The following is a 21184-nucleotide window of genomic DNA, read 5'->3' on the forward strand; positions in this document are numbered from 1 at the left end:
TAAAAGTGTTTATAAATTAGTTATTCAAAATTAACGCGAGAATAGCTCAGTTGGCAGAGCACAACCTTGCCAAGGTTGAGGCCGCGGGTTCAATTCCCGTTTCTCGCTTTTTATAAAACCCGGGTGGTGGAATTGGTAGACACACAGGACTTAAAATCCTGTGATCATTGTGATCGTACGGGTTCAAATCCCGTTCCGGGTATTTTTTTATTGTTTTATTGTTTTATTGAGTGTAATTAAAATAATTAGGTGATTCTTTAGTAATATTTACACTATGTGGATGGTTTTCTTTTAATCCAGAATTAGTAATTTTTACAAATTTACCTGTTTTCATAAGTTCTGTAATGCTAGAAACACCACAATAACCCATTCCAGAACGAAGTCCTCCACAAATTTGATAAATTACATCTTTCATTTTTCCTTTATAGGGAACTATAGCTTCTATTCCTTCTGGAACAGATTTTTCATTAAACTGAAAATAACGATCTTTACTTCCTCTTTTCATAGCTATTAATGATCCCATTCCTACATAAGTTTTAAATTTTCTTCCTTGAAAAATAACTTCTTCTCCTGGAGCTTCATCTGTTCCAGCAAATAACCCTCCAATCATAACAGAACTAGCTCCAGAAGCAATAGCTTTAACCACATCTCCTGAATATCTGATTCCTCCATCAGAAACAACCCTAATATTTCTTTTTTTAGCATATTCATATACATCATTAATAGCTGTTATCTGTGGCATTCCTACTCCAGCTATGACTCTTGTTGTACAAATAGATCCAGAACCAATTCCTACTTTCAAAACGGAAGAACCAGCATCTATCAAATCTTTAGCTCCATCCATAGTTACTATATTTCCTGTTAACAATGTTATTTTTGGAAAAGAATTTCTAATTGATTTTATTGTTTTTAACACCCTAGATGAATGACCATGTGCTGAGTCTATGACTATAATATCCACTCCTATTTTTTCTAATGCTTCTACTCTTTCTAGAGTTTTCTTATCTATTCCAACAGCCGCACCTACACGTAATCGTCCTCTAGAATCTTTACAGGCATTAGGATATTCGATTAAATTATCAATATCTCTAATTGTGATTAATCCTACTAATTTATAGGAATCATCTACAAGAGGTAATTTTTCTATTCTTTCTTTTAATAAAATATCTTTAGCTTTTTCTAAAGTTATATTTTTATTAGATGTAATTAAATTTTCTTTTGTCATTACTTCTTCAACTAAAGAATCTAAATTTGTACGATATTTTATATCTCTTCTGGTTATAATTCCTACTAATGAATGATCTTTTTCTACAACAGGTAGTCCAGAAATTTTAAATTTTTTCATAAGATATTGAGCATATCTCAATGTTGAATTTCTAGAAAGAGTAATGGGATCATCTATCATTCCACTTTCACTTCTTTTAACTCTATAAACTTCTTCTGATTGATTTTCAATATTCATATTTTTATGAATAACTCCTATTCCTCCTTCTCTAGCTATGGATATAGCTAAAGAAGATTCTGTTACTGTGTCCATAGCTGCACTTAATATAGGTATATTCATACTAATATCAGGGGTAAGAAATGTTTTAAGAGAAACTTCTGATGGAAGAATTGAAGAATAAGAAGGAATAAGTAAAACATCATCAAAAGTAAGTGCTTCTTTTAAAATCTTTTTATTTTTTTTTAAAGACATAATTTTTTTATAAAATATATAATTTTATTTCTTTTCTTTTGTAAAGAATAAAGACATAATATTCTTATTTTCAAACTAAAAAAAAATAAAATCTAGTTATACTTTTCTTTTTTAAAAAAATACGGATAATGATCTATTTTTTCATTCCAAATTTTTATATAAATTTGTCCAGAATATGTAATAACTGAAATACTATCGATTATGATGAAAAAATTAAGAATTACAGTCACTACGATTTTGTTAGCAATATTTTTATTTACTATTAGCTGCAACAACAAAAGTAAAAACGAAAGCAACCCCTCTACTACAACAGAAGAGGAAAAAACAGCTAATAATAATGAAAATCAAACAGATTCCACTAACACAAATACACCTCCTACAGCTAGTGAGGATTCCTCAAAAAACACAAATGAGGAAAATAATAACGCAACATCTGAAAAAGAGAAAGGAACAACTGAAGAAAATGATAAAAAATAATAAATAGGAAGAAAGAAAAGCATAAGTGAAAAAAAGCGAAAAAAGTATATACTCACTTTTTTCGCTTTTTCATTTTTTCTTAGGAACGGATTTTTGCTTTTTTTCCCTTCAAGGCTCTGAAGTAATATATTTTTGCCCTTCTTACCTTTCCTTTTTTATTTATTTCTATTTTTCGTATATTAGGTTGGTTGAAAATAAAAATACGTTCGATTCCTATCCCTGAACTTATTTTTCGGATAGTAAATGATTTAGTTAATCCTTTTCCTTGTTTTTTTATAACCACACCTTTAAAGGATTGGATTCTTTTTTTTTCTCCTTCTTTAATTTCAAAAAAAACAGTAATTGTATCTCCTGAATGAAACAAAGGAAAATGGTTTTTAGATAAAAATTTATCTTCTATATATTTTAAAATATTCCAAAACATAATATAATAATTTAATTATAATCCTTTTATTTCATATAAAATTTCTTTTGATAAAAAATCAGCTCTTTTCTTTGAATAACTTTCTGTATGGATTCTGATAATGTTTTCAGTATTTGATTTTCTAATATGTATCCATTCGTTATTTTTTAAATAAATTTTAATTCCATCACTAAAATCCATTTTTTTTTCTTTATATTTTTTTTTTATCTTTTTTAATAAAATTTTCATTTTTTCACGAGAAGGATAAAAAAATCGAATTTTTTTTTTAGACATAAAATAATTAGAGTATCTTTCTTTTAATTTAGATAATGGAATGTTATCTAATTTAGATATTTGAGTTAAGAATAATGCAATTCCAACTAATGCATCTCTTCCATAACGAAATTTAGGATAAATAACACCTCCATTTCCTTCTCCTCCAACAACAGCATGAACTTCTTTCATTTTTTTTACAACATGTATTTCTCCAACAGGAGTTGAATAATAAGGAACACCCTTTTTAAGGGAAAGATCTTTCAATGCATGAGAAGAAGATAAAGTAGAAACTATAGGTCCTAATTGGTTTTCTAATATATAATCTGCTATGGAAACTAAAGTGTATTCTTCTCCAAAAAAATCTCCATTTTCGCAAATAAATACGACACGATCTACATCAGGATCTACGGATATTCCTAAATCTGCTTTTATATCCGGTACTTTTTTACAGATTTCTCTTAAATTTTTTTTTATAGGTTCAGGATTATGAACAAAATCTCCATGAGGATCACAATGCATTTTAATAACATGAACCCCCAAATAGTTTAATAAACTAGGTACGGCTATTCCTCCTGTAGAGTTAATTCCATCTACTACGATTTTTAATTTTGTTTTTTGAATAATATTTTTATCTATTATAGATAATGAAAGAATTTTTTTTATATGTTTTTGAATATAATTTTCTTTATAAAAAAGATGGCCTAATTTTTTATATGAAGAAAAACTAAAATATTTTTTTTCTGTTATATATAACATTTTTTCAAAATCTTTTTCTGATAAAAATTCTCCATAAGAATTAAACATTTTTAATCCATTCCAATTTTTAGGATTATGACTTGCCGTTAACATAACGCCTCCATCAGCCTTTTCATTTATCACAGCGATTCCAACAGTAGGAGTTGTAGATAATCCTATATTTATAACATCTACTCCAAGACTTTGAAAAACAATTATTAAAAATTTTTGAAATAAAACAGAAGTAACTCTTCCATCTCTACCCAATATTAAAACGAATTTTTTTTTGTTTTTGTATTTTTTTTTCATCCAAAAGACATATCCTGCAGCAAATTGAATAATTTCTATAGGAGAGAAACCTTTTCCAATTTTTCCTTCTAATGTTCCTCTTATTCCAGATGAAGATTTTACAAGTGTCAAAAATAATTGATTTTTTTTATTAAAAACAAAAATACAAAAATTAAATTGTTTGAATTATTCAAATTCTGTAACTTTTATAGAAAGAATCTTTTTAATAAAAAATAAAGAAGGAAAAAATATTGTTACAAAACAAATAAAAATAATAGATAAATTAATAATAATAATATGATAATATTTAATATAAATAGGAACAAAATCAATGAAATATTGAGTTTTATTTAATGATATTAAATGAATTTTTTTTTGCAATATTAAAAAAATAATTCCAATACTATTTCCTATAAATAATGAGGGAATTAATATTTGCATAATATAAAATAAAAATATTTTATGTATAACTTGATTTTTAGCTCCTAAAATTTTTAAAATACCTATTGTTCTAATTCTCTCTAAAAGAAGAATTAAAACAAATACTATCATATTGATAATCAAAGATGTAGTTATAATCATACTAATGATAATAATGTTTTTATCAAAAATATTAATCCATTTTATGATATCATGATTGTTTTGAATATTTTGAACTAAAAATTCTTTAGATTTTTTTTTAATAATATTTTTTCCTATATTTTCATAAGAAACAAAAACTTCAAATTTTTCTACTGAATCTTTTTTCCATTTATAAATATTTTGAATAGATTTTATATTTCCAATAATATATACATCATCAAATTCTGGAATTCCCGTTTCATATAAACCAGAAATTCTAAATTTTTTATAAAAAAAAATAGAATTTCCTATTTTATCAAAAGATAAAAAATTTATTTTAATGATTGATCCAACATTTAATCCTAATGATAAAGACGCTTTTTTAGATAAAAAAACATTTTGATTATGTAATAATTTTTCTGGAAAAATTTTTTTCGTTATTAAAAAATATTGAAAAAAATAAGGATTATAATCTTCATATAAACCTTTAAATATAAATCTATCTATTTTTTTATTTGTAGAAATGATTACATTTTTTTCAGAAATTCCATGAATTTGTTTAACTAAATCAGAATTGAAAAACTTTTTTAATAAAAATTTCTTTTTTTTTACAGAAAAAAAAGGAGAATTTGTATTTAAATTGTATTTTTGAGAAATAAGAAATTGTCCTCTAACATTCAACAGTTTATCCTTTATAATTTTTTTAAATCCAAATCCTATAGAAAAAGTAAAAAAAGAAACAATTAAACCAAAGATTATTGTTATTTGTGTTATAATAACTATTGTTCTAAGAGTTTTGTTTTTTCTACAATCCTCCCAAATTGTTTTTTTGGAAAAAAACCATTCAAAATTCAATTTTATTTTTTTATCCTAAATCTATTCTTTTAAAGAATTTTCATTATTATTAAAATCTATTTCATTAAAAGAATTAAATTCTGATAATGTATGATCTTCAAGATTATTTCTATTACAAGGAGAAGTTCCAAGAAAATTCTCTTGATCAAGAACATTTTTTTTGAAATCTTCTTCCCAAACTGATGAACTCTGTTTTTTTTCTTCTAAATTTAGAAATTTAGCTTGATCACTTACAAATTTTAAACGAAATTTATCTAATCCTCCATTTCTATGTTTAGCAATTATAATTTCTGCTTGACCAATACAAGAGTCATTATCTTCATCCGAATCCCAATTTTTAAATCCATAATATTCAGGTCTATAAATAAATAAAACTATATCTGCATCTTGTTCAATCGCTCCTGATTCTCGTAAATCAGATAATATAGGACGTTTATTTCCTCCTCTTGTTTCTACTGCTCTAGAGAGTTGAGATAAAGCTATTATTGGAAGATCTAATTCTTTCGATATAGATTTTAGACTTCTAGAAATAACCGATATTTCTTGCTCTCTATTTTGTAATTTAGAACTATGATCATGAACTCCCATCAATTGCATATAATCTATAAATATTAATTTAATTCCATGTTGAGATATTAAACGACGACATTTTGCACGTAGACTAAATATAGATAAAGAAGGAGTATCATCTATAAATAAAGGAACATTTTTTAATTTTTTTGTCTTATGAAATAAATGTTCCCAATCTAATTGAGATAAGTTGGCTCTTTTAATTTTCCCCGAAGAAATTCCCGTCTCTGAAGAAATTAATTTTGTAATTAATTGAATTGAAGACATTTCTAATGAAAAAATTATAATTGGAATTTTTTTTTCTACAACTATATTTTTCACCATAGATAACATAAAAGTTGTTTTACCCATTCCAGGTCTAGAAGCTAATATGATTAAATCAGAATTCTGCCATCCAGAAGTAATATAATCCAATTTATGAAATCCAGAAGGAATTCCACTTAATCCTTCTTTTTCTGTTTTTTTAATTTTTTCAATAGCTTTTTGTATAAGACATTGAGTTGTTTCATATTTTTTTTCTATTAAATACTTTTGATGAAGTTCAAAAAGTTTTGATTCTGCATGATCTAAAAGATCAAAAACATCCGTACTCTCTTCATAACATTTTTGAATAATATAAGAAGATGTACTAATTAATTTTCTTAAAATAAATTTTTGTATTACTATACGACTATGATATTCTATATGCGCAGAAGAAATAACTTTTTGTGTTAATTCAATTAAATATAGTTCTCCTCCTATTGATTCCAATTTTCCAATTTTTCGAAGTTCATTTAACACAGTATATAGATCTATAGGTATAGAATTATGGTATAATTTTTGTATTACAAAAAATATTTCTTGATGTTCTTTTTTATAAAAAACTTCAGGAAAAAGTATATCAATAACTTCATCTAACCCTTTTTTATCTATCATAATAGATCCTATTATGGTTTCTTCTAAATCTAATGCTTGAGGAGGGATTTTTCCTTTTTTTGAGTTTTTGAATTGAATTAATTTCGTTTCTTCCTGTATAAAATCGCTCATAAAATCATTTTAAAAAAATAAATATAATAAAGTAAATAGAGAGAAGACAATCTGCATCGTAAATCAATCATAATTTTATTCATCGAAAAATCCAATAGAAATATATTTATTTTTTCTTTTTTTAAGAATGGATTCTATATTGATTTCAGATAATTGCTTATAATGTTTAATCACTTGTTTTTTTACAAGTTTATAAGCTTTTTCAGGATAAAAATGAGCTCCCCCTAAAGGTTCTTTGACAACATCATCTATAAGATTTAATTTATACATGTTTTCTGCTGTTAATTTCAATGCTTCTGCTGACTTTTCTTTATAATCTCGACTTCCCCAAAGTATGGTAGAACAACTTTCAGGAGAAATTACAGAAAACCATGAATTTTCCATCATTAAAACCTTATCTCCTACTCCAATACCTAAAGCCCCTCCACTAGCTCCCTCTCCTATAATTAAAACAATAATGGGGACTTTTAATGACATCATTTCATAGATATTTTTACCTATAGCTTCTCCTTGACCTCTTTCTTCCGCTTCAATTCCAGGAAAGGCCCCTGGAGTATCAATAAAAGTTATAACAGGTTTCTCAAATTTTTCTGCTAGTTTCATAAGCCGTAAGGCTTTTCTATATCCTTCTGGATTAGGCATACCAAATCTTCTAAACTGTCTATCCTTAGTATTTTTTCCTTTCTGAGTTCCAATTAACATAAAAGTATGATCCTCTATTCTTCCAAATCCTCCTACGATAGCTTTATCGTCACTAAAATGACGATCTCCATGTAACTCTATAAAAGAATCTTTTTTTGTTATAGAATATATATAATCTAAAGTATAAGGCCTATTTGGGTGTCTAGACAATTGTACTTTTTGCCAAGGAGTAAGATTACTGTGTATTTCTTTAATAGTTTTTTCTAATTTCGATTGCAATTGATTGCAAATTTCTTTCATATCTATTCCACTTTTTTTTTCTATTAGTACACAGTTCATATATTGATCCTGAATTTCTTGGATCGGTTTTTCAAAATCTAAATATTCCATATTTAAATAAAAAAAACAGAATTAAATAGTAAATGATTGAATATATTCACGATTCATAAAAGAAATATATTTTGTAGATATTCCTTTTGGACATTCAATTTCACATGCTCTGGTATTAGTGCAACTTCCAAATCCTTCTTCATCCATTTTTTTTATCATATTTAAAACTCTTTTTTTTCTCTCTATTTTTCCTTGAGGTAATAAAGCAAATTGTGATACTTTTGCTGAAACAAATAACATAGCAGATCTATTCTTACATACAGCAACACAAGCACCACAACCAATACATGTAGCTGCATCAAAAGCTTGATCCGCTTTATATCTTGGAATTGGAATCATATTTCCATCTATTGTCTTTCCAAATGTATTTACAGAAATATATCCACCTGATATAATAATCCTATCAAAAGATGATCTGTCTACAATAAGATCTTTGATTATAGGGAAAGCCTTTACCCTCCAAGGCTCTACATATATAGTTTCTCCATTATGAAAACGACGCATATGAAGTTGACAAGTAGTAATTAAATTATCTGGTCCGTGAGGTCTTCCGTTGATATACAGAGAACACATTCCGCAAATTCCTTCACGACAATCATGATCAAATGAGATAGGAGAAGAATCTTTTTTATTGTATAATAGAATTTGATTGTTTAAAATATCTAGCATTTCTAAAAATGAACTATTTGGTGATATATTGTAAACTTGATAAGTCTTAAAATAACCCTTTTCTTTGCGATTTTTTTGTCTCCATATTTTTAACTTAAAATTCATAAGTTTTTTTTTGATTATGTTTTATATTTTTTTATTTATAAGAACGTGATTGTACTTTTATAAAAGTAAAATTTAAATCTTCTTTATGCATAATTTCATCACTTATAGGATGATTTTCTCTATATTCCCATATAGAGACATATTTATGATGAAGATCATCACGAAGAGGTTCTCCTTCTTTTGTTTGATATTCTTCACGAAAATGACTTCCACAAGATTCTTTTCTATTTAAAGCATCCATAGCCATTAACTCTCCTAATTCTAAAAAATCCGCTACACGTCCAGCTTTTTCTAATTCATAATTTAATCCATTATCAATATATCCAGGAACAAAAACGTCTTTCCAAAAATCATATCGAAGTTTTTGTATATTTTTTATAGCTTTATCTAATCCTAGATGATTTCTACTCATTCCTACATATTTCCACATAATATTTCCAAGTTTTTTATGAAAAAAATCAACAGGAATACTTCCATTATTTTGAATAAGTTTTTGGATTCGATTTTTTACCTTTTCTTCCGATTTTTGAAAAGCTATATGTTTTGTAGATATTTTTTCTGTGATACATTCAGATAAATAATCTGCTATAGTATATGGTAAAATAAAATATCCATCAGCTAATCCCTGCATTAATGCAGAAGCCCCAAGGCGATTTGCGCCATGATCAGAAAAATTAGCTTCACCTATAACATAGCATCCAGGAATAGAAGACATTAAATTATAATCAACCCATAAACCTCCCATTGTATAATGCACGGCAGGATAAATTTTCATAGGAGTTTGATAAGGATCTTCATTAGTAATTTTTTCATACATATGAAATAAATTTCCATATTTAGATTCCATTATTTTTTTACCTAATTTTTTTTTATCTAAAGACCTAGTTTTTTGAATTCCAAGTTCATTTTCTTCTTCTTTTCCATATTTTTCTATAGAAAAACTAAAATCTAAAAACACTCCTTCTTTATTTTCATTATTTTCAATTCCAAATCCTTTATCACAACGTTCTTTAGCTGCTCTAGAAGCAACATCTCTTGGAACAAGATTTCCAAATGATGGATATTGTCTTTCAAGATAATAATCTCTATTTTTTTCACTTATATCCTTAGGTTTTTTATCCCCATTTCGTAAGGAAATAGCATCTTCTATTTTATTAGGAACCCATATTCTGCCATCATTTCTTAATGATTCAGACATTAATGTTAATTTAGACTGATAATTTCCATGTACAGGAATACAAGTAGGATGGATTTGAGTGTAACATGGATTAGCAAAAAATCCTCCTTTTTTATGGACCTTCCATATAGCACTCGCATTAGCTCCCATCGCATTAGTAGATAAAAAAAATATATTTCCATAACCACCTGAAGCTATAACTATAGCATGTGCAGCATGTCTTTCTATTTTTCCTGAAATTAAATTTCTTGTAATAATTCCTTTAGCAACTCCATCTATAATTACTAAATCTAACATTTCATGACGGTTATACATTTTGATTCTTCCTTTTCCTATTTGTCTAGACATAGAAGAATAACACGCTAATAAAAGCTGTTGTCCTGTTTGTCCCTTTGCATAAAAAGTTCTGGACACTTTTGTTCCTCCAAATGATCTAGTTTCCAGATATCCGGCATAATCACGAGCAAATGGAACTCCTTGGGCAACACATTGATCTATAATGTTAGAAGATATTTCTGATAAACGATAAACATTTGCTTCTCTAGATCTGTAATCTCCTCCTTTAATGGTATCATAAAAAAGTTGATATATAGAATCGTTATCTCCTTTATAATTTTTAGAAGCATTAATTCCTCCTTGTGCAGCTACAGAATGCGCTCTTCTTGGAGAATCTTGATAACAAAAAGCTTTTACTCTATATCCTAATTCTGATAAAGAAGCAGCTGCTGAACCTCCTGCAAGTCCTGTTCCAACAACAATAATTTCCATATTAGATCTATTATTAGGAGATATTAATTTTAAAGTAGATTTATGATCTATCCATTTATGAGTTAACGAACTGATTGGAATTTTTGAATTAAGTTTAAAGGAATTTTTCATCAAATGTTAATTATCATTATTAAAAAAAAACCAAATAGCAATAATAGAAAATCCAGAACAAATCAACCAAAAATATAAAGAACCTAATCTTTGGATCCAAACTATCCTTTTTTCATTGGATAAACCAAAAGATTGAAAAGAAGATTGAAATCCATGATTTAAATGAATTCCTAAAATTAAAAATGAAAATACATATATTAATGTATAAAAAGGATTTTTAAATAGAGAGATAACTATACTATAATCAGAAATTGAATGAATATGATTATATTTCATAGGAATCATAAAATTTACAAGATGTAAAATTAGAAAACATAAAATTAAAATTCCTGTATATACCATTGTACGACTACTAAATGAGCTATTAGAAGAATAGGAATTTATAGCATAATCCATTACTCCTTTTCTTTTCCTATTTTCTAAATGCAACTTAATTCCTAATGAAATATGAATTATAAAACCTATAGCAAGAACATATTCCATCATTCGAATAAATATATTTTTTCTCATAAAAAAAACAGCGTCGTTAAAAGCTTTTTCTCCTGAAAAAAGGAATAAATTAACACTTAAATGCAATAGTAAAAAAATCATTAAAAAAATTCCTGTGGTAGCCATGACTACTTTCTTTCCAATAGAAGATTGAAAAAAGTTGCAATGATTCACTTTTATTTTTTTATTTAAGTAAATATAAATAATTTGAATTTTTTTTTGTAAAATCATCATTATTTTCTAACTTTTTGAAGGACTTCAACAAGCAAATCTATATCTTTTTTTTCATTAAAAATTCCAAAAGAAATTCTAATAGGCATCATTCGGGTTAGCAAATATTTATCTGTTATAGATTGAATCACATGAGATATTTTATGATTTTTTTTATTATTACTACTACAAGAACTTCCTTTAGAAACAGCTATTCCCATAATATCTAAATGAAAATAAAACAAATGATCTGGTTTTGTAGGATATAAAAAATTTAATATTGAAGGAATACTTTTCTCAAGATGAGATGATAGTCCATTAAAAATGATATTAGGAAATATTTTTTTTAACTCTACAATACAATAAGATTTTAAATTTTTTATTTTTTTTATATGATTTTTTAAATTACAATAAGACAATCGTAGAGCTTCTGATAATCCAGCAATTCCATATATATTTTCTGTACCTGAACGAATTCCATATTCCTGAACTCCACCAGTTATAAAAGGTTTCATATTTTTTAATATATCCTTTCTTATAAAAGCAAAACCAATTCCTTTTGGTCCATAAAATTTATGTGCACTTACAGTAGCAAAATCACAGGATAATTGTTCCATATTAATATGGCTATTTCCTATTCCTTGTATAATATCTGAATGAAAATAAGCCTTATATTTTTTGCATAAAAAAATAACTTGATCTACCTCTAACAAATTTCCAATTTCATTATTAGCATACATTAAACTAACAAGTGTTTTTTTATACATATTTTTTTTCAAAATTGTTTCCATATCATTGAAATCTAATACTCCTTTTTTATCAAATGAAATAAAATCTACAGATATTTCATGTCTAATAGACAGATCTAATATTGTTTGTAATACAGACAAATGTTCTAACTGCGAAGTTAGAATATGTTTAATCCCCAAATTTAATACTGAAGACCTTAATACAAGATTATTTGCTTCAGTTCCTCCTGAAGTAAAAATAATCTCAGAAGGAAATGCTTTAATACTTTTTGCGATACAAATTCTAGATTCCTCTAAAATAGAACGTGTTTCTCTTCCATAACTATGCTGTACAGAGGAAGGATTTCCTAATGAGGATTTTAATGTATTTATCATAACTTTCAAAACTTCATCTCTTATAGGAGTGGAAGCTGCGTTATCTAAATATGCTCGTTTCATTTACTATAGAAAAATTTTATTTTACATACTATGATACAAATATATAATGTATTAAAATTCCGTATGTTAAAAATATTTTTTAATAAAAAATCTCATTTTTAATTTTGTATATTTATCATAATTATATTGAAGAATATATTTAAAGTCTTCATTAAAAAGAAGCTTTGTAGCTTTTGTTAAATAAATATTTATTGTTTTAATAATGTGATTAAAATGTCTATTTTATTTTTATTTAAATTGAGTGAATATGGAAATAAATGTTGGATTTTCGGTCCTAATGGGGTTTGTGATTGGAATTATTACATGTTATTTTTTTGGAAAAAAAACTATATTAAAAAGATATATTCAATTATTAGAGAAAACAAATTCTCAAGTGAGAAAAATCATAAAAAATGCAGAAAAAGAAGGAGAATCCATAAAAAAAAAGAAAATGATTCAAGCAAAAGAAAAATTTATAGAACTTAAATCTAAACATGAAAAAAATGTTTATTTAAGAGAAAAAAGAATAATTGATATAGAAAATAAAACAAAAGAAAAAGAAGATAGATTATCTAAAGAAATAGAAATTTATTTCAAAAAAAATAATCGTTTAGAATCAAAAATACATGATTACGAAAGCAAATATAAAATTCTTAAAAAAAAACAAGAAGAATTTAAAAACATGCTTATTCAACAAGTAGAATTACTTGAAAAAATATCTAATTATTCTTCTGAAGAAGCTAAAAATGAATTAATTGAAATTTTGAAAGAAGAAGCCAAAGCAAAAGCACAAACCTACATACAAAACATTATAGAAGAATCACAATTAACTGCAAAAATAGAAGCAAAAAAAATTATAATTCAAGCGATTCAAAGGATTGGAACAGAACAAGCTGTCGAAAATGCTGTATCCGTTTTTAACATAGAATCAGATGACGTTAAAGGTCGTATAATCGGAAGAGAAGGAAGAAATATAAGAGCTTTAGAAAAAGCAACGGGGGTAGAAATTATTGTAGATGATACTCCAGAAGCTATTCTTCTATCTTGCTTTAATCCCATAAGAAGAGAAATAGCGCGATTATCTCTTCATAAATTAGTTATAGATGGACGTATACACCCAGCTAGAATAGAAGAAATAGTAGAAAAAACAGAAAAACAAATTGAAGAGGAAATTGTAGAAATAGGAAAAAAAAATATTATAGATTTAGGAATTCATGGAATCCATCCCGAATTAATCAAAATGATAGGAAGAATGAAATATCGTTCTTCTTATGGACAGAATCTTCTACAACACTCGCGTGAAGTTTCTCATTTATCAGGAATATTAGCTTCTGAACTAGGATTAAAGTCAAAATTAGCAAAACGTGCTGGATTATTACATGATATAGGAAAAGTCCCCGAAAATGAATCAGAACTTCCTCATGCTATTTTAGGCATGCAATGGGCAGAAAAATATGGAGAAAATATGGAAGTTTGTAATGCTATTGGTTCACATCATGATGAAATAGAAATGAAAACATTACTATCTCCCATAATACAAATTTCAGATTCTATTAGTGGAGCTCGTCCTGGAGTAAGGAGAAACTCTTTTGAGTCTTATTCAAAGAGACTAAAAAATTTGGAAGATCTAGCATTGAGTTTTGATGGAGTTAATAAAGCTTTTGCCATACAAGCAGGAAGAGAATTGCGTGTATTAGTTGAGAGTGATAAAATCAATGATAAAAAAGCTTTTCAATTATCTTGTGATATAACAGAAAAAATAAAAAACGAAATGACTTATCCTGGTCAAATTAAAGTAACAGTGATTAGAGAAACTCGAGCTGTACAAATAGCTAGGTAAAATTAATAAAAATTATGAAAGACTCTCCTATTACTTCTTTTATTAAAAAATACTTTCTTCATTTTAATGCTTTAACTTTATCAGAAGCAGCTAAAGCATATAAATATCATATTCAAAATGATGGAAAGATGATGGTAACACTAGCAGGTGCTATGAGTACTGCAGAATTAGGAAAAATATTGTCTGAGATGATACGAAAAGATAAAATTCATATTATTTCTTGTACAGGTGCAAATTTAGAAGAAGATTTGTTGAATTTAATAGCTCATTCTCATTACAAAAAAATACCTAACTATAGAGATTTAACTCCTGGTGAAGAAGAAGATTTTTTAAAAAAAGGTTATTATAGAGTAACTGATACTTGTATTCCAGAAGAACAAGCTTTTAAAAAATTACAAAAACATATATTAAAAATATGGACAAGAGCCCAAGAGAAATCTGAACGTTATTTTCCTCATGAATATATTTATCAATTATTATTAGAAAATATTTTAAAACCCTATTACGATATAGATTCGGAAGATAGTTGGGTGTTAGCTGCAGCTAAAAAAAATATTCCCATAATAGTTCCAGGATGGGAAGATAGTACGATTGGTAATATTTTTTCTTCATATTGCATGAAAAAAATATTTCAACCTTTTCTCGTAAAAAATGGAATTGAATATATGATATTTTTAGCAAAATGGTATCAAAAAGAATCTGTCAAACATAAGATAGGATTTTTTCAAATTGGAGGAGGAATATCAGGAGATTTTCCTATTTGTGTGGTCCCCATGTTATCTCAAGATATAGGTTTTCATTCTACCCCATTTTGGTCTTACTTTTGTCAAATTTCTGATTCGACAACTAGTTATGGATCTTATTCTGGAGCCATTCCAAACGAAAAAATAACTTGGGGAAAACTAGATAAAGATACTCCAAAATTTATTATTGAATCAGACGCTACCATAGTTGCTCCGCTTATTTTTGCATATATATTAAATATGTAATTTATTGATTATGTGAATCACATTTCTATAGAAAAATAGAATTTCAAATATATATATAAAAATTAATTATGAAAAAAATTTATGATCTTATTGTTATAGGTTCTGGACCAGGAGGATATGTATCCGCTATCAGAGCAAGTCAGTTAGGCCTTCGTACTGCTATTATAGAAAAATACCAGGAATTAGGCGGAACATGTTTAAATGTTGGTTGTATTCCTTCTAAATCTCTTTTAGATTCTTCTAAATATTTTTCATTAGCTAAAAATAACTATTCTTCACATGGAATTTTTTTTGAAAAATTATTTTTTGATTTTAAAAAAATGATGGATAGAAAAAACGAAGTAGTAAAAAATATAAATAATGGATTAAAATATCTAATGAATAAAAACAAAATTGATTTATATCAAGGAATCGGTTCATTTAAAAATAAAAATACTCTATTTCTAATAGATAGAAAATCTTTGAAAGAAAAAAAAGAAATTCAATTTCAATACTGCATAATATCCACAGGATCTAAACCTTTATGTTTATCTCATTTAAATTTTAACATAAAAAATAGAATTATATCTTCTACAGAAGCTTTTCATTTAAAAGAAATTCCAAAAAAATTAATCATAATTGGAGGGGGAATAATTGGATTAGAATTAGGTTCTATTTTTAATAGATTAGGAAGTAAAGTTATTATTATAGAGACTATGGATAAAATCATATCAAACATGGATGATTCCTTAAGCCAAGAAATGAAAAAAATATTAGAAAAATCTTCTATTCAAATAGAAACTTCTTTATCTGTTTCTAATATATTTAGAGAAAGTCATGAAAAAATATCTGTTCTTGTAAAAGACCATAACGGAAAAGAAATAAAATTTGTAGGAGATTATTGTCTCCTATCAATAGGAAGAAAACCATATACAAAAAATTTAGGTTTAGAAAATATAAACATTAAAAAAAATAAAAAAGGATTTATACTTGTAAATGATAAGTTACAAACTTCTATAAAAAATATATATGCAATAGGAGATGTAATAGGTGGAAAAATGTTAGCACATAAGGCAGAAGAAGAGGGTTTATATGTAGTAGAACATATAGTAGGACAAAAACCCAATGAATTAAATTATGATTTAATTCCATCAGTAATTTATACTTATCCTGAAGTAGCTAGCATTGGACGGTCAGAAAACGAAATTAAAGAAGAAAAAATAAAATACAATATAGGAATCTTTCCAATGAAAATATTAGGTAGAGCCCGTATAAGTGGTTGTACAGAGGGGTTTCTAAAAATGATTTCTAATAAAAAAACAGATGAAATATTAGGCGTTCATATTATTGGAGATCATGCATCTGATATGATTATGGAAGCATCTGTGGCTATGGAATTTAAATCCTCTTCAGAGGATATATATAGAATATGTCATCCTCATCCTACTCTAAGTGAATCATTCAAAGAAGCCGCTTTACTAAATCTAGAAAATCGTTCTTTGCATATGTAAAGTTTTTATTTATTAAGCTAATGTTTCCAAAAGATAGGAGCTTTTCCTATTTTTTTTAGAAAATTATTGGTTTTTTCAAAGTGTTTAGAACCAAAGAAACCCATATGAGCAGAAAAAGGAGATGGATGCGAAGTTTTTAAAACATAGTGATCATGAAAAGAGTTAATTAAATATATTTTTTTTTGAGCATATTTTCCCCATAAAAGGAAAACAATATTTTTTTTTTGATCAGAAATACTTCGTATAATTTGATCCGTAAAAAGTTCCCATCCTATATTTTTGTGAGATAAAGGAGAATTTTTTCTGACTGTTAATACTGAATTTAATAATAAAACTCCTTGTTTTGCCCAATGAATTAAAGAACCACTAGTAGGATAGAAATTTTTTTTAGAAAAATTCAAACAATTATTCACTTCTATAAAGATATTTCTTAGTGAAGCAGGAAAAGGAACTCCATTAGGAACAGAAAAACAAAGTCCATCAGCTTGATTATCTCCATGATAAGGATCTTGACCTATAATAACAACTTTTAATTTTTGAAAAGAACAATATTTTAAACAAGAAAATATATTTTCTTGTTTAGGAAAACAAATAAAATGATTATATTCTATTCTAAGAATATTTAACAATTTTGTAAAATAAGATTTATGGAATTCTTTATTTAATAAGGAATTCCAATTAAAATTAATTTTATATTCTTTTTCTAAAATCATCATAAATTAATCAGTCACTTTCATGTAAAAAAATTTTCTTTTGAAGAAGTTTTTCTTTATTTTCATAATTTTCTTGATCTGGAATACAACATTGAACTGGACAAATCATAATACATTGAGGTTGATTATAAAAACCTACACATTCTGTACATTTCTCAGGAATAATGAAATATATATCTTTTTTCTTAGGTTTCTGAAATATAGTTGAATCTAATATTTTTTTATTTTCTAAGGAAGTTCCATCTGACATTCTCCATTTTTTTCCTCCTTCATAAATTGCTTGATTAGGACATTCTGGTTCACAAGCTCCACAATTTATGCATTCTTCTGTAATTTTTATGGACATTATTAAATTTAATGAAAATTAAAAGATGATTAAAACTTTTGATAAATTAGGATCTTTTTTAAGAGAAGTTAAAAATTTTTATTTACATAATAAATATTTATCCAAAAAAAACAAAAAATTTTTTTCTTCTTTTTTAAAAATTATTAAAAGAATAACTATTGAAAATAGTTGGTTTAGAATAGAGGATCTATTAATAACATTTGATCAATGGGGGAAGATTCTTAAAAAAGAGAAATTAGAATCTTGGATAAGTAAATATTCTTTTATATCATTTTCAAAAAAAAAATCTAAAAAAATTCTTGTTATTATGCCTGGAAATATACCTATGGTAGGATTTCATGATTTTTTGTGTGTTATTTTATCAGGGTATAAAATCATAATTAAATTATCTGAAGAAGATAATTTATTACTTCCGTTCTTATGTAAAATAATAATACATGAAAAACCTATATTAAAAAATAAAATAAAATTTACAAATAATATTTTTCGTGAAAAATTTGATTACGTAATAGCTACAGGAAACAATAACACATATCGTTACTTTGAATATTATTTTAGAAAATTTCCTATTTTACTCAGAAAAAGTAGAACTTCTATAGCCGTTTTACAAGGAAATGAAACTAAAAAGGAATTAATCCTTTTAAATAAAGACATGTTAACTTATTCGGGAAGGGGATGTAGAAATGTAGGAAAAATATTTATTCCTCATAATTATAATGTTCATAGAATTTTAGAACAATCTTTTATATCCGAATATATTACAAACAATCAAAAATATACAAATAATTATAAATATTATCTATCTATATACACTATGAATAGTGTTTCTTTTCAAAAAAATCATTTTCTTATTTTAAAAGAGGAAGAAAAATATTATAGTCCAATATCTGTGGTTTATTATGAGTTTTATAAAAATATAAATCAATTAAAAAAAATAATTTTAGAAAATCAAAATGATATACAGTGTATTGTTTCTAATAATTTCTTAGAAAAAGAAATATTTTTTGGAAAAACACAGTATCCAAAATTAGAAAATTATGCAGATGAAATTGATACAATCCAATTTTTATTTTAGTTTTGTAATTTAATGATAAATTTATCTTTATCTAAATTCATCTCTTTAGATATAAAACCTCCTATTTCAGGTGCTTTTAATCCATTTTTTAATACAATTTTAGATACAAAAATACGACATTCATCCCAAAGATTTTCTTTTATAAAGTTTTCTAAGGTATTTTTTCCTCCTTCTACTATTAAGGATAAGATGTTTTTTTTATACAAAAAATTCAATATTTGATAGATTATATTTTCTTTAAAAGAAATCTGAATGTATTCTATATTTTTTTGATTTTTTTTATTTGTATTTGTAAATACAATAGTATGTTGAGATCCATCTAAAATGAAATGAGAATTAGAAATATTTAATTTTTTATCAATAAAAATTCTAATAGGATTTTTACCAAACCATCTTCTAACATTTAACTTGGGATTATCATTTAATACAGTTTTTCTTCCTACCAAAATTCCATCTTCTTCAGATCTCCATTTGTGATTTAATTGTCTAGCGTATATTCCACTAATCCAATTATTTTTTATTTTTTTTGAATAGATAAATCCATCATTACTTTGTGCCCATTTCAATATAATATAAGGACGTTTTTTTTCGTAAAAAGTAAAAAAACGTTTGTTTAAAATTCGACATTGATCTACCAATACATTTTCTATAACTTCAATTCCATATTTTCTTAATTTTTTTATTCCTAATCCTTTTACTTTTTCACAAGAATCTTGTATTCCTATTACTACTTTTGGTATATTTTTTCTAATTATCAAATCAACACAAGGTGCGGTTTCTCCAAAATGAATACATGGTTCCAATGTAACATACAAAGTACAATTAAAAAATAAATGTTTATTTTTAATATTATTAATAGCTATAAATTCGGCATGATATATATTTTTTTTATAATGACATCCTTCTGATAAAACAAAACCATTTCTCTCTATTACACATCCAACCATAGGATTTGGAGAAGTAAATCCTAATCCATTTTTAGCTAATTGTATTGCTCTTTTCATAAAAATTTCTTTATACTTCATGAAGTATTATTTTTCCATATTTTCCAAGACTCTTCAGCTTGAAGATAGAACATTTCTAATCCATTTTTAATTAACGCCCCCTTTTCTTCTGCTTTTTTTAGAAATAAAGTTTTTTTGGGATTATAAACAAGATCATAAAAATAATGTTCGGAAGAAATATATTGGTAAGGTAAAAATGGACATAAATCGATATTAGGATATGTCCCTAAAGGAGTACAGTTTATAATAATTTTATATTTGTTCAATAAATTTTCATTTATATCTTCATAAACTAAAAAACCTCTATTTTTTTTTCTAGAAACATATTGATATGGAATTTTTAATTTTTCTAAAACAAATGAAATTGTTTTAGAAACCCCTCCAGTTCCTAAAATTAATGCTTTAAAATTTTTTTTATTTTTAATTTCTTGAAATTTCTTTTTAAAAGAATTCTCAAAACCTAAAATATCTGTATTAAATCCAATTGTACATTTATTAATAACTTTTACTACATTTACAGATCCTATAGATTTTGCTTCTGGCATAATTTTAGTAAGAAAAGGAATAATCTTTGTTTTATAAGGAATCGTTACGTTACATCCTTTAAAATAAGGATTTTGAAATATAAATGATACATCTTCTATTTTGGGAATATCAAAAATTTCATAATTTGTATTGAAAATAGATTCCTGTTTGAATTTTTCTGAAAAAAATTTCCTAGAAAAAGAATATTTAATGTCTTTTCCTATTAGACCATAAATTTTTATTTTTTTATATGTCATAAAAAAAATATAAAGTTTATTCTTCTTTTCTCAATTTCATACGTTCTCTATGTATTGCTCTCAATATTTCATTTCTTCTTCCTTCAGAAGGTTTTATATATTGTTGTCTTTCTCTAAACTCTTTTAAAATACGAGTTTTATCAAATTTTTTTTTAGATTTTTTTAAAGCTTTATCAATTGATTCTCCTTCTCTAACAGTGGTAATTAAGATCATAAAAAATTTATTTATTTAATTGTGGACATTATCGGATTTGAACCGATGACCTCTACTCCGTCAAAGTAGCGCTCTAAACCAACTGAGCTAAATGTCCTTTAAAACCAATAAAATTAA

At 25.7% G+C, this 21184-nt stretch carries 20 protein-coding genes and 3 tRNA genes; 7 read left to right on the forward strand and 16 right to left on the reverse strand.

Translation table 11 applies throughout. From position 1 onward, the window contains the following. The first annotated feature begins 35 nt into the window (after positions 1-35). Both STAT_RS02355 and STAT_RS02360 read left to right on the forward strand, forming a co-directional pair. A tRNA-Gly gene (locus tag STAT_RS02355) sits at positions 36-108 on the forward strand. A gap of 9 nt (positions 109-117) precedes the next feature. Then, positions 118-202 (forward strand) — tRNA-Leu (locus STAT_RS02360). Between the two features lie 21 nt (positions 203-223). Here the strand turns inward: STAT_RS02360 and guaB are convergent. Beyond that, on the reverse strand, positions 224-1696 hold the full coding sequence (gene guaB, locus STAT_RS02365) for an IMP dehydrogenase (protein WP_119305638.1): 1473 nt from the start codon (positions 1694-1696) through the stop codon (positions 224-226). A gap of 201 nt (positions 1697-1897) precedes the next feature. Here guaB and STAT_RS02370 point away from each other — a divergent pair, with 201 nt between their 5' ends. After that, positions 1898-2173, forward strand: a complete 276-nt coding sequence (locus tag STAT_RS02370) for a hypothetical protein (protein ID WP_119305639.1) — start codon at positions 1898-1900, stop codon at positions 2171-2173. Positions 2174-2252: 79 nt separating this feature from the next. Here the strand turns inward: STAT_RS02370 and rplS are convergent, their stop codons facing one another. From rplS to STAT_RS02415, 9 genes are all read right to left on the reverse strand, one after another. Further along, complete coding sequence (gene rplS / locus STAT_RS02375) at positions 2253-2597, reverse strand: 50S ribosomal protein L19 (protein ID WP_119305640.1); 345 nt, start codon at positions 2595-2597, stop codon at positions 2253-2255. Between the two features lie 15 nt (positions 2598-2612). Beyond that, entirely contained in the window at positions 2613-4007 is a 1395-nt protein-coding gene (gene glmM, locus STAT_RS02380) for a phosphoglucosamine mutase (RefSeq protein WP_119305641.1), read from the reverse strand. 54 nt (positions 4008-4061) lie between these two features. Then, the gene (locus STAT_RS02385) at positions 4062-5291 is read right to left on the reverse strand and encodes an ABC transporter permease (protein WP_119305642.1); all 1230 of its coding nucleotides are present in this window, start codon (positions 5289-5291) and stop codon (positions 4062-4064) included. A gap of 21 nt (positions 5292-5312) precedes the next feature. Further along, a complete protein-coding gene (gene dnaB, locus STAT_RS02390) occupies positions 5313-6887 on the reverse strand; it encodes a replicative DNA helicase (RefSeq protein ID WP_119305643.1) in 1575 nt (524 codons plus the stop codon). A gap of 75 nt (positions 6888-6962) precedes the next feature. Continuing rightward, positions 6963-7919 (reverse strand): acetyl-CoA carboxylase carboxyltransferase subunit alpha, encoded by a 957-nt coding sequence (locus tag STAT_RS02395; protein WP_119305644.1) that lies wholly within the window; start codon positions 7917-7919, stop codon positions 6963-6965. A 21-nt stretch (positions 7920-7940) separates the two neighbouring features. Next, positions 7941-8693, reverse strand: a complete 753-nt coding sequence (locus STAT_RS02400; RefSeq protein ID WP_119305645.1) for a succinate dehydrogenase/fumarate reductase iron-sulfur subunit — start codon at positions 8691-8693, stop codon at positions 7941-7943. A gap of 31 nt (positions 8694-8724) precedes the next feature. Further along, positions 8725-10749 (reverse strand): fumarate reductase/succinate dehydrogenase flavoprotein subunit, encoded by a 2025-nt coding sequence (locus STAT_RS02405; RefSeq protein ID WP_119305646.1) that lies wholly within the window; start codon positions 10747-10749, stop codon positions 8725-8727. A 6-nt stretch (positions 10750-10755) separates the two neighbouring features. Beyond that, positions 10756-11472, reverse strand: a complete 717-nt coding sequence (locus STAT_RS02410; RefSeq protein WP_244273553.1) for a succinate dehydrogenase cytochrome b subunit — start codon at positions 11470-11472, stop codon at positions 10756-10758. Continuing rightward, positions 11472-12635 (reverse strand): cysteine desulfurase family protein, encoded by a 1164-nt coding sequence (locus STAT_RS02415; RefSeq protein ID WP_119305648.1) that lies wholly within the window; start codon positions 12633-12635, stop codon positions 11472-11474. The genes STAT_RS02410 and STAT_RS02415 overlap by 1 nt, the downstream gene beginning before the upstream one ends. Positions 12636-12882: 247 nt before the next feature. On the opposite strand from STAT_RS02415, the gene rny reads away from it, so the two are divergent. From rny to lpdA, 3 genes are all read left to right on the forward strand, one after another. Beyond that, positions 12883-14454 carry a ribonuclease Y gene (gene rny, locus STAT_RS02420; protein WP_119305649.1) on the forward strand — a complete coding sequence of 524 codons (1572 nt, stop codon included), beginning with the start codon at positions 12883-12885 and terminating at the stop codon, positions 14452-14454. Between the two features lie 14 nt (positions 14455-14468). Beyond that, positions 14469-15443, forward strand: a complete 975-nt coding sequence (locus STAT_RS02425; RefSeq protein WP_119305650.1) for a deoxyhypusine synthase family protein — start codon at positions 14469-14471, stop codon at positions 15441-15443. A 68-nt stretch (positions 15444-15511) separates the two neighbouring features. Continuing rightward, positions 15512-16933, forward strand: a complete 1422-nt coding sequence (gene lpdA, locus STAT_RS02430) for a dihydrolipoyl dehydrogenase (RefSeq protein ID WP_119305651.1) — start codon at positions 15512-15514, stop codon at positions 16931-16933. 17 nt (positions 16934-16950) lie between these two features. Here lpdA and STAT_RS02435 read toward each other — a convergent pair whose 3' ends face one another. Both STAT_RS02435 and STAT_RS02440 read right to left on the reverse strand, forming a co-directional pair. Continuing rightward, the gene (locus STAT_RS02435; RefSeq protein ID WP_244273554.1) at positions 16951-17649 is read right to left on the reverse strand and encodes a uracil-DNA glycosylase; all 699 of its coding nucleotides are present in this window, start codon (positions 17647-17649) and stop codon (positions 16951-16953) included. A gap of 7 nt (positions 17650-17656) precedes the next feature. Next, positions 17657-17992 (reverse strand): 4Fe-4S dicluster domain-containing protein, encoded by a 336-nt coding sequence (locus STAT_RS02440; RefSeq protein ID WP_119305653.1) that lies wholly within the window; start codon positions 17990-17992, stop codon positions 17657-17659. A gap of 25 nt (positions 17993-18017) precedes the next feature. Between STAT_RS02440 and STAT_RS02445 the strand changes: the two genes are divergently transcribed. After that, positions 18018-19067: an acyl-CoA reductase gene (locus tag STAT_RS02445; protein ID WP_119305654.1), complete on the forward strand. Its 1050-nt coding sequence runs from the start codon at positions 18018-18020 to the stop codon at positions 19065-19067. On the opposite strand, the gene ribD is transcribed toward STAT_RS02445, so the two are convergent. The 4 genes from ribD to STAT_RS02465 form a co-directional block, all read right to left on the reverse strand. After that, positions 19064-20092, reverse strand: a complete 1029-nt coding sequence (gene ribD, locus STAT_RS02450; protein ID WP_119305655.1) for a bifunctional diaminohydroxyphosphoribosylaminopyrimidine deaminase/5-amino-6-(5-phosphoribosylamino)uracil reductase RibD — start codon at positions 20090-20092, stop codon at positions 19064-19066. The two genes, STAT_RS02445 and ribD, sit on opposite strands and share 4 nt — an antisense overlap. Continuing rightward, positions 20089-20853 carry a shikimate dehydrogenase family protein gene (locus tag STAT_RS02455; protein WP_119305656.1) on the reverse strand — a complete coding sequence of 255 codons (765 nt, stop codon included), beginning with the start codon at positions 20851-20853 and terminating at the stop codon, positions 20089-20091. The genes ribD and STAT_RS02455 overlap by 4 nt, the downstream gene beginning before the upstream one ends. A gap of 16 nt (positions 20854-20869) precedes the next feature. After that, positions 20870-21067: a 30S ribosomal protein S21 gene (rpsU, locus tag STAT_RS02460; RefSeq protein WP_119305657.1), complete on the reverse strand. Its 198-nt coding sequence runs from the start codon at positions 21065-21067 to the stop codon at positions 20870-20872. A gap of 22 nt (positions 21068-21089) precedes the next feature. After that, positions 21090-21164, reverse strand: a tRNA-Val gene (locus STAT_RS02465). Between the last annotated feature and the right edge of the window lie 20 nt (positions 21165-21184).

It is taken from the genome of Blattabacterium cuenoti STAT, from assembly GCF_003573915.1.
Classification (GTDB): Bacteria; Bacteroidota; Bacteroidia; order Flavobacteriales; family Blattabacteriaceae; genus Blattabacterium; species Blattabacterium cuenoti_A.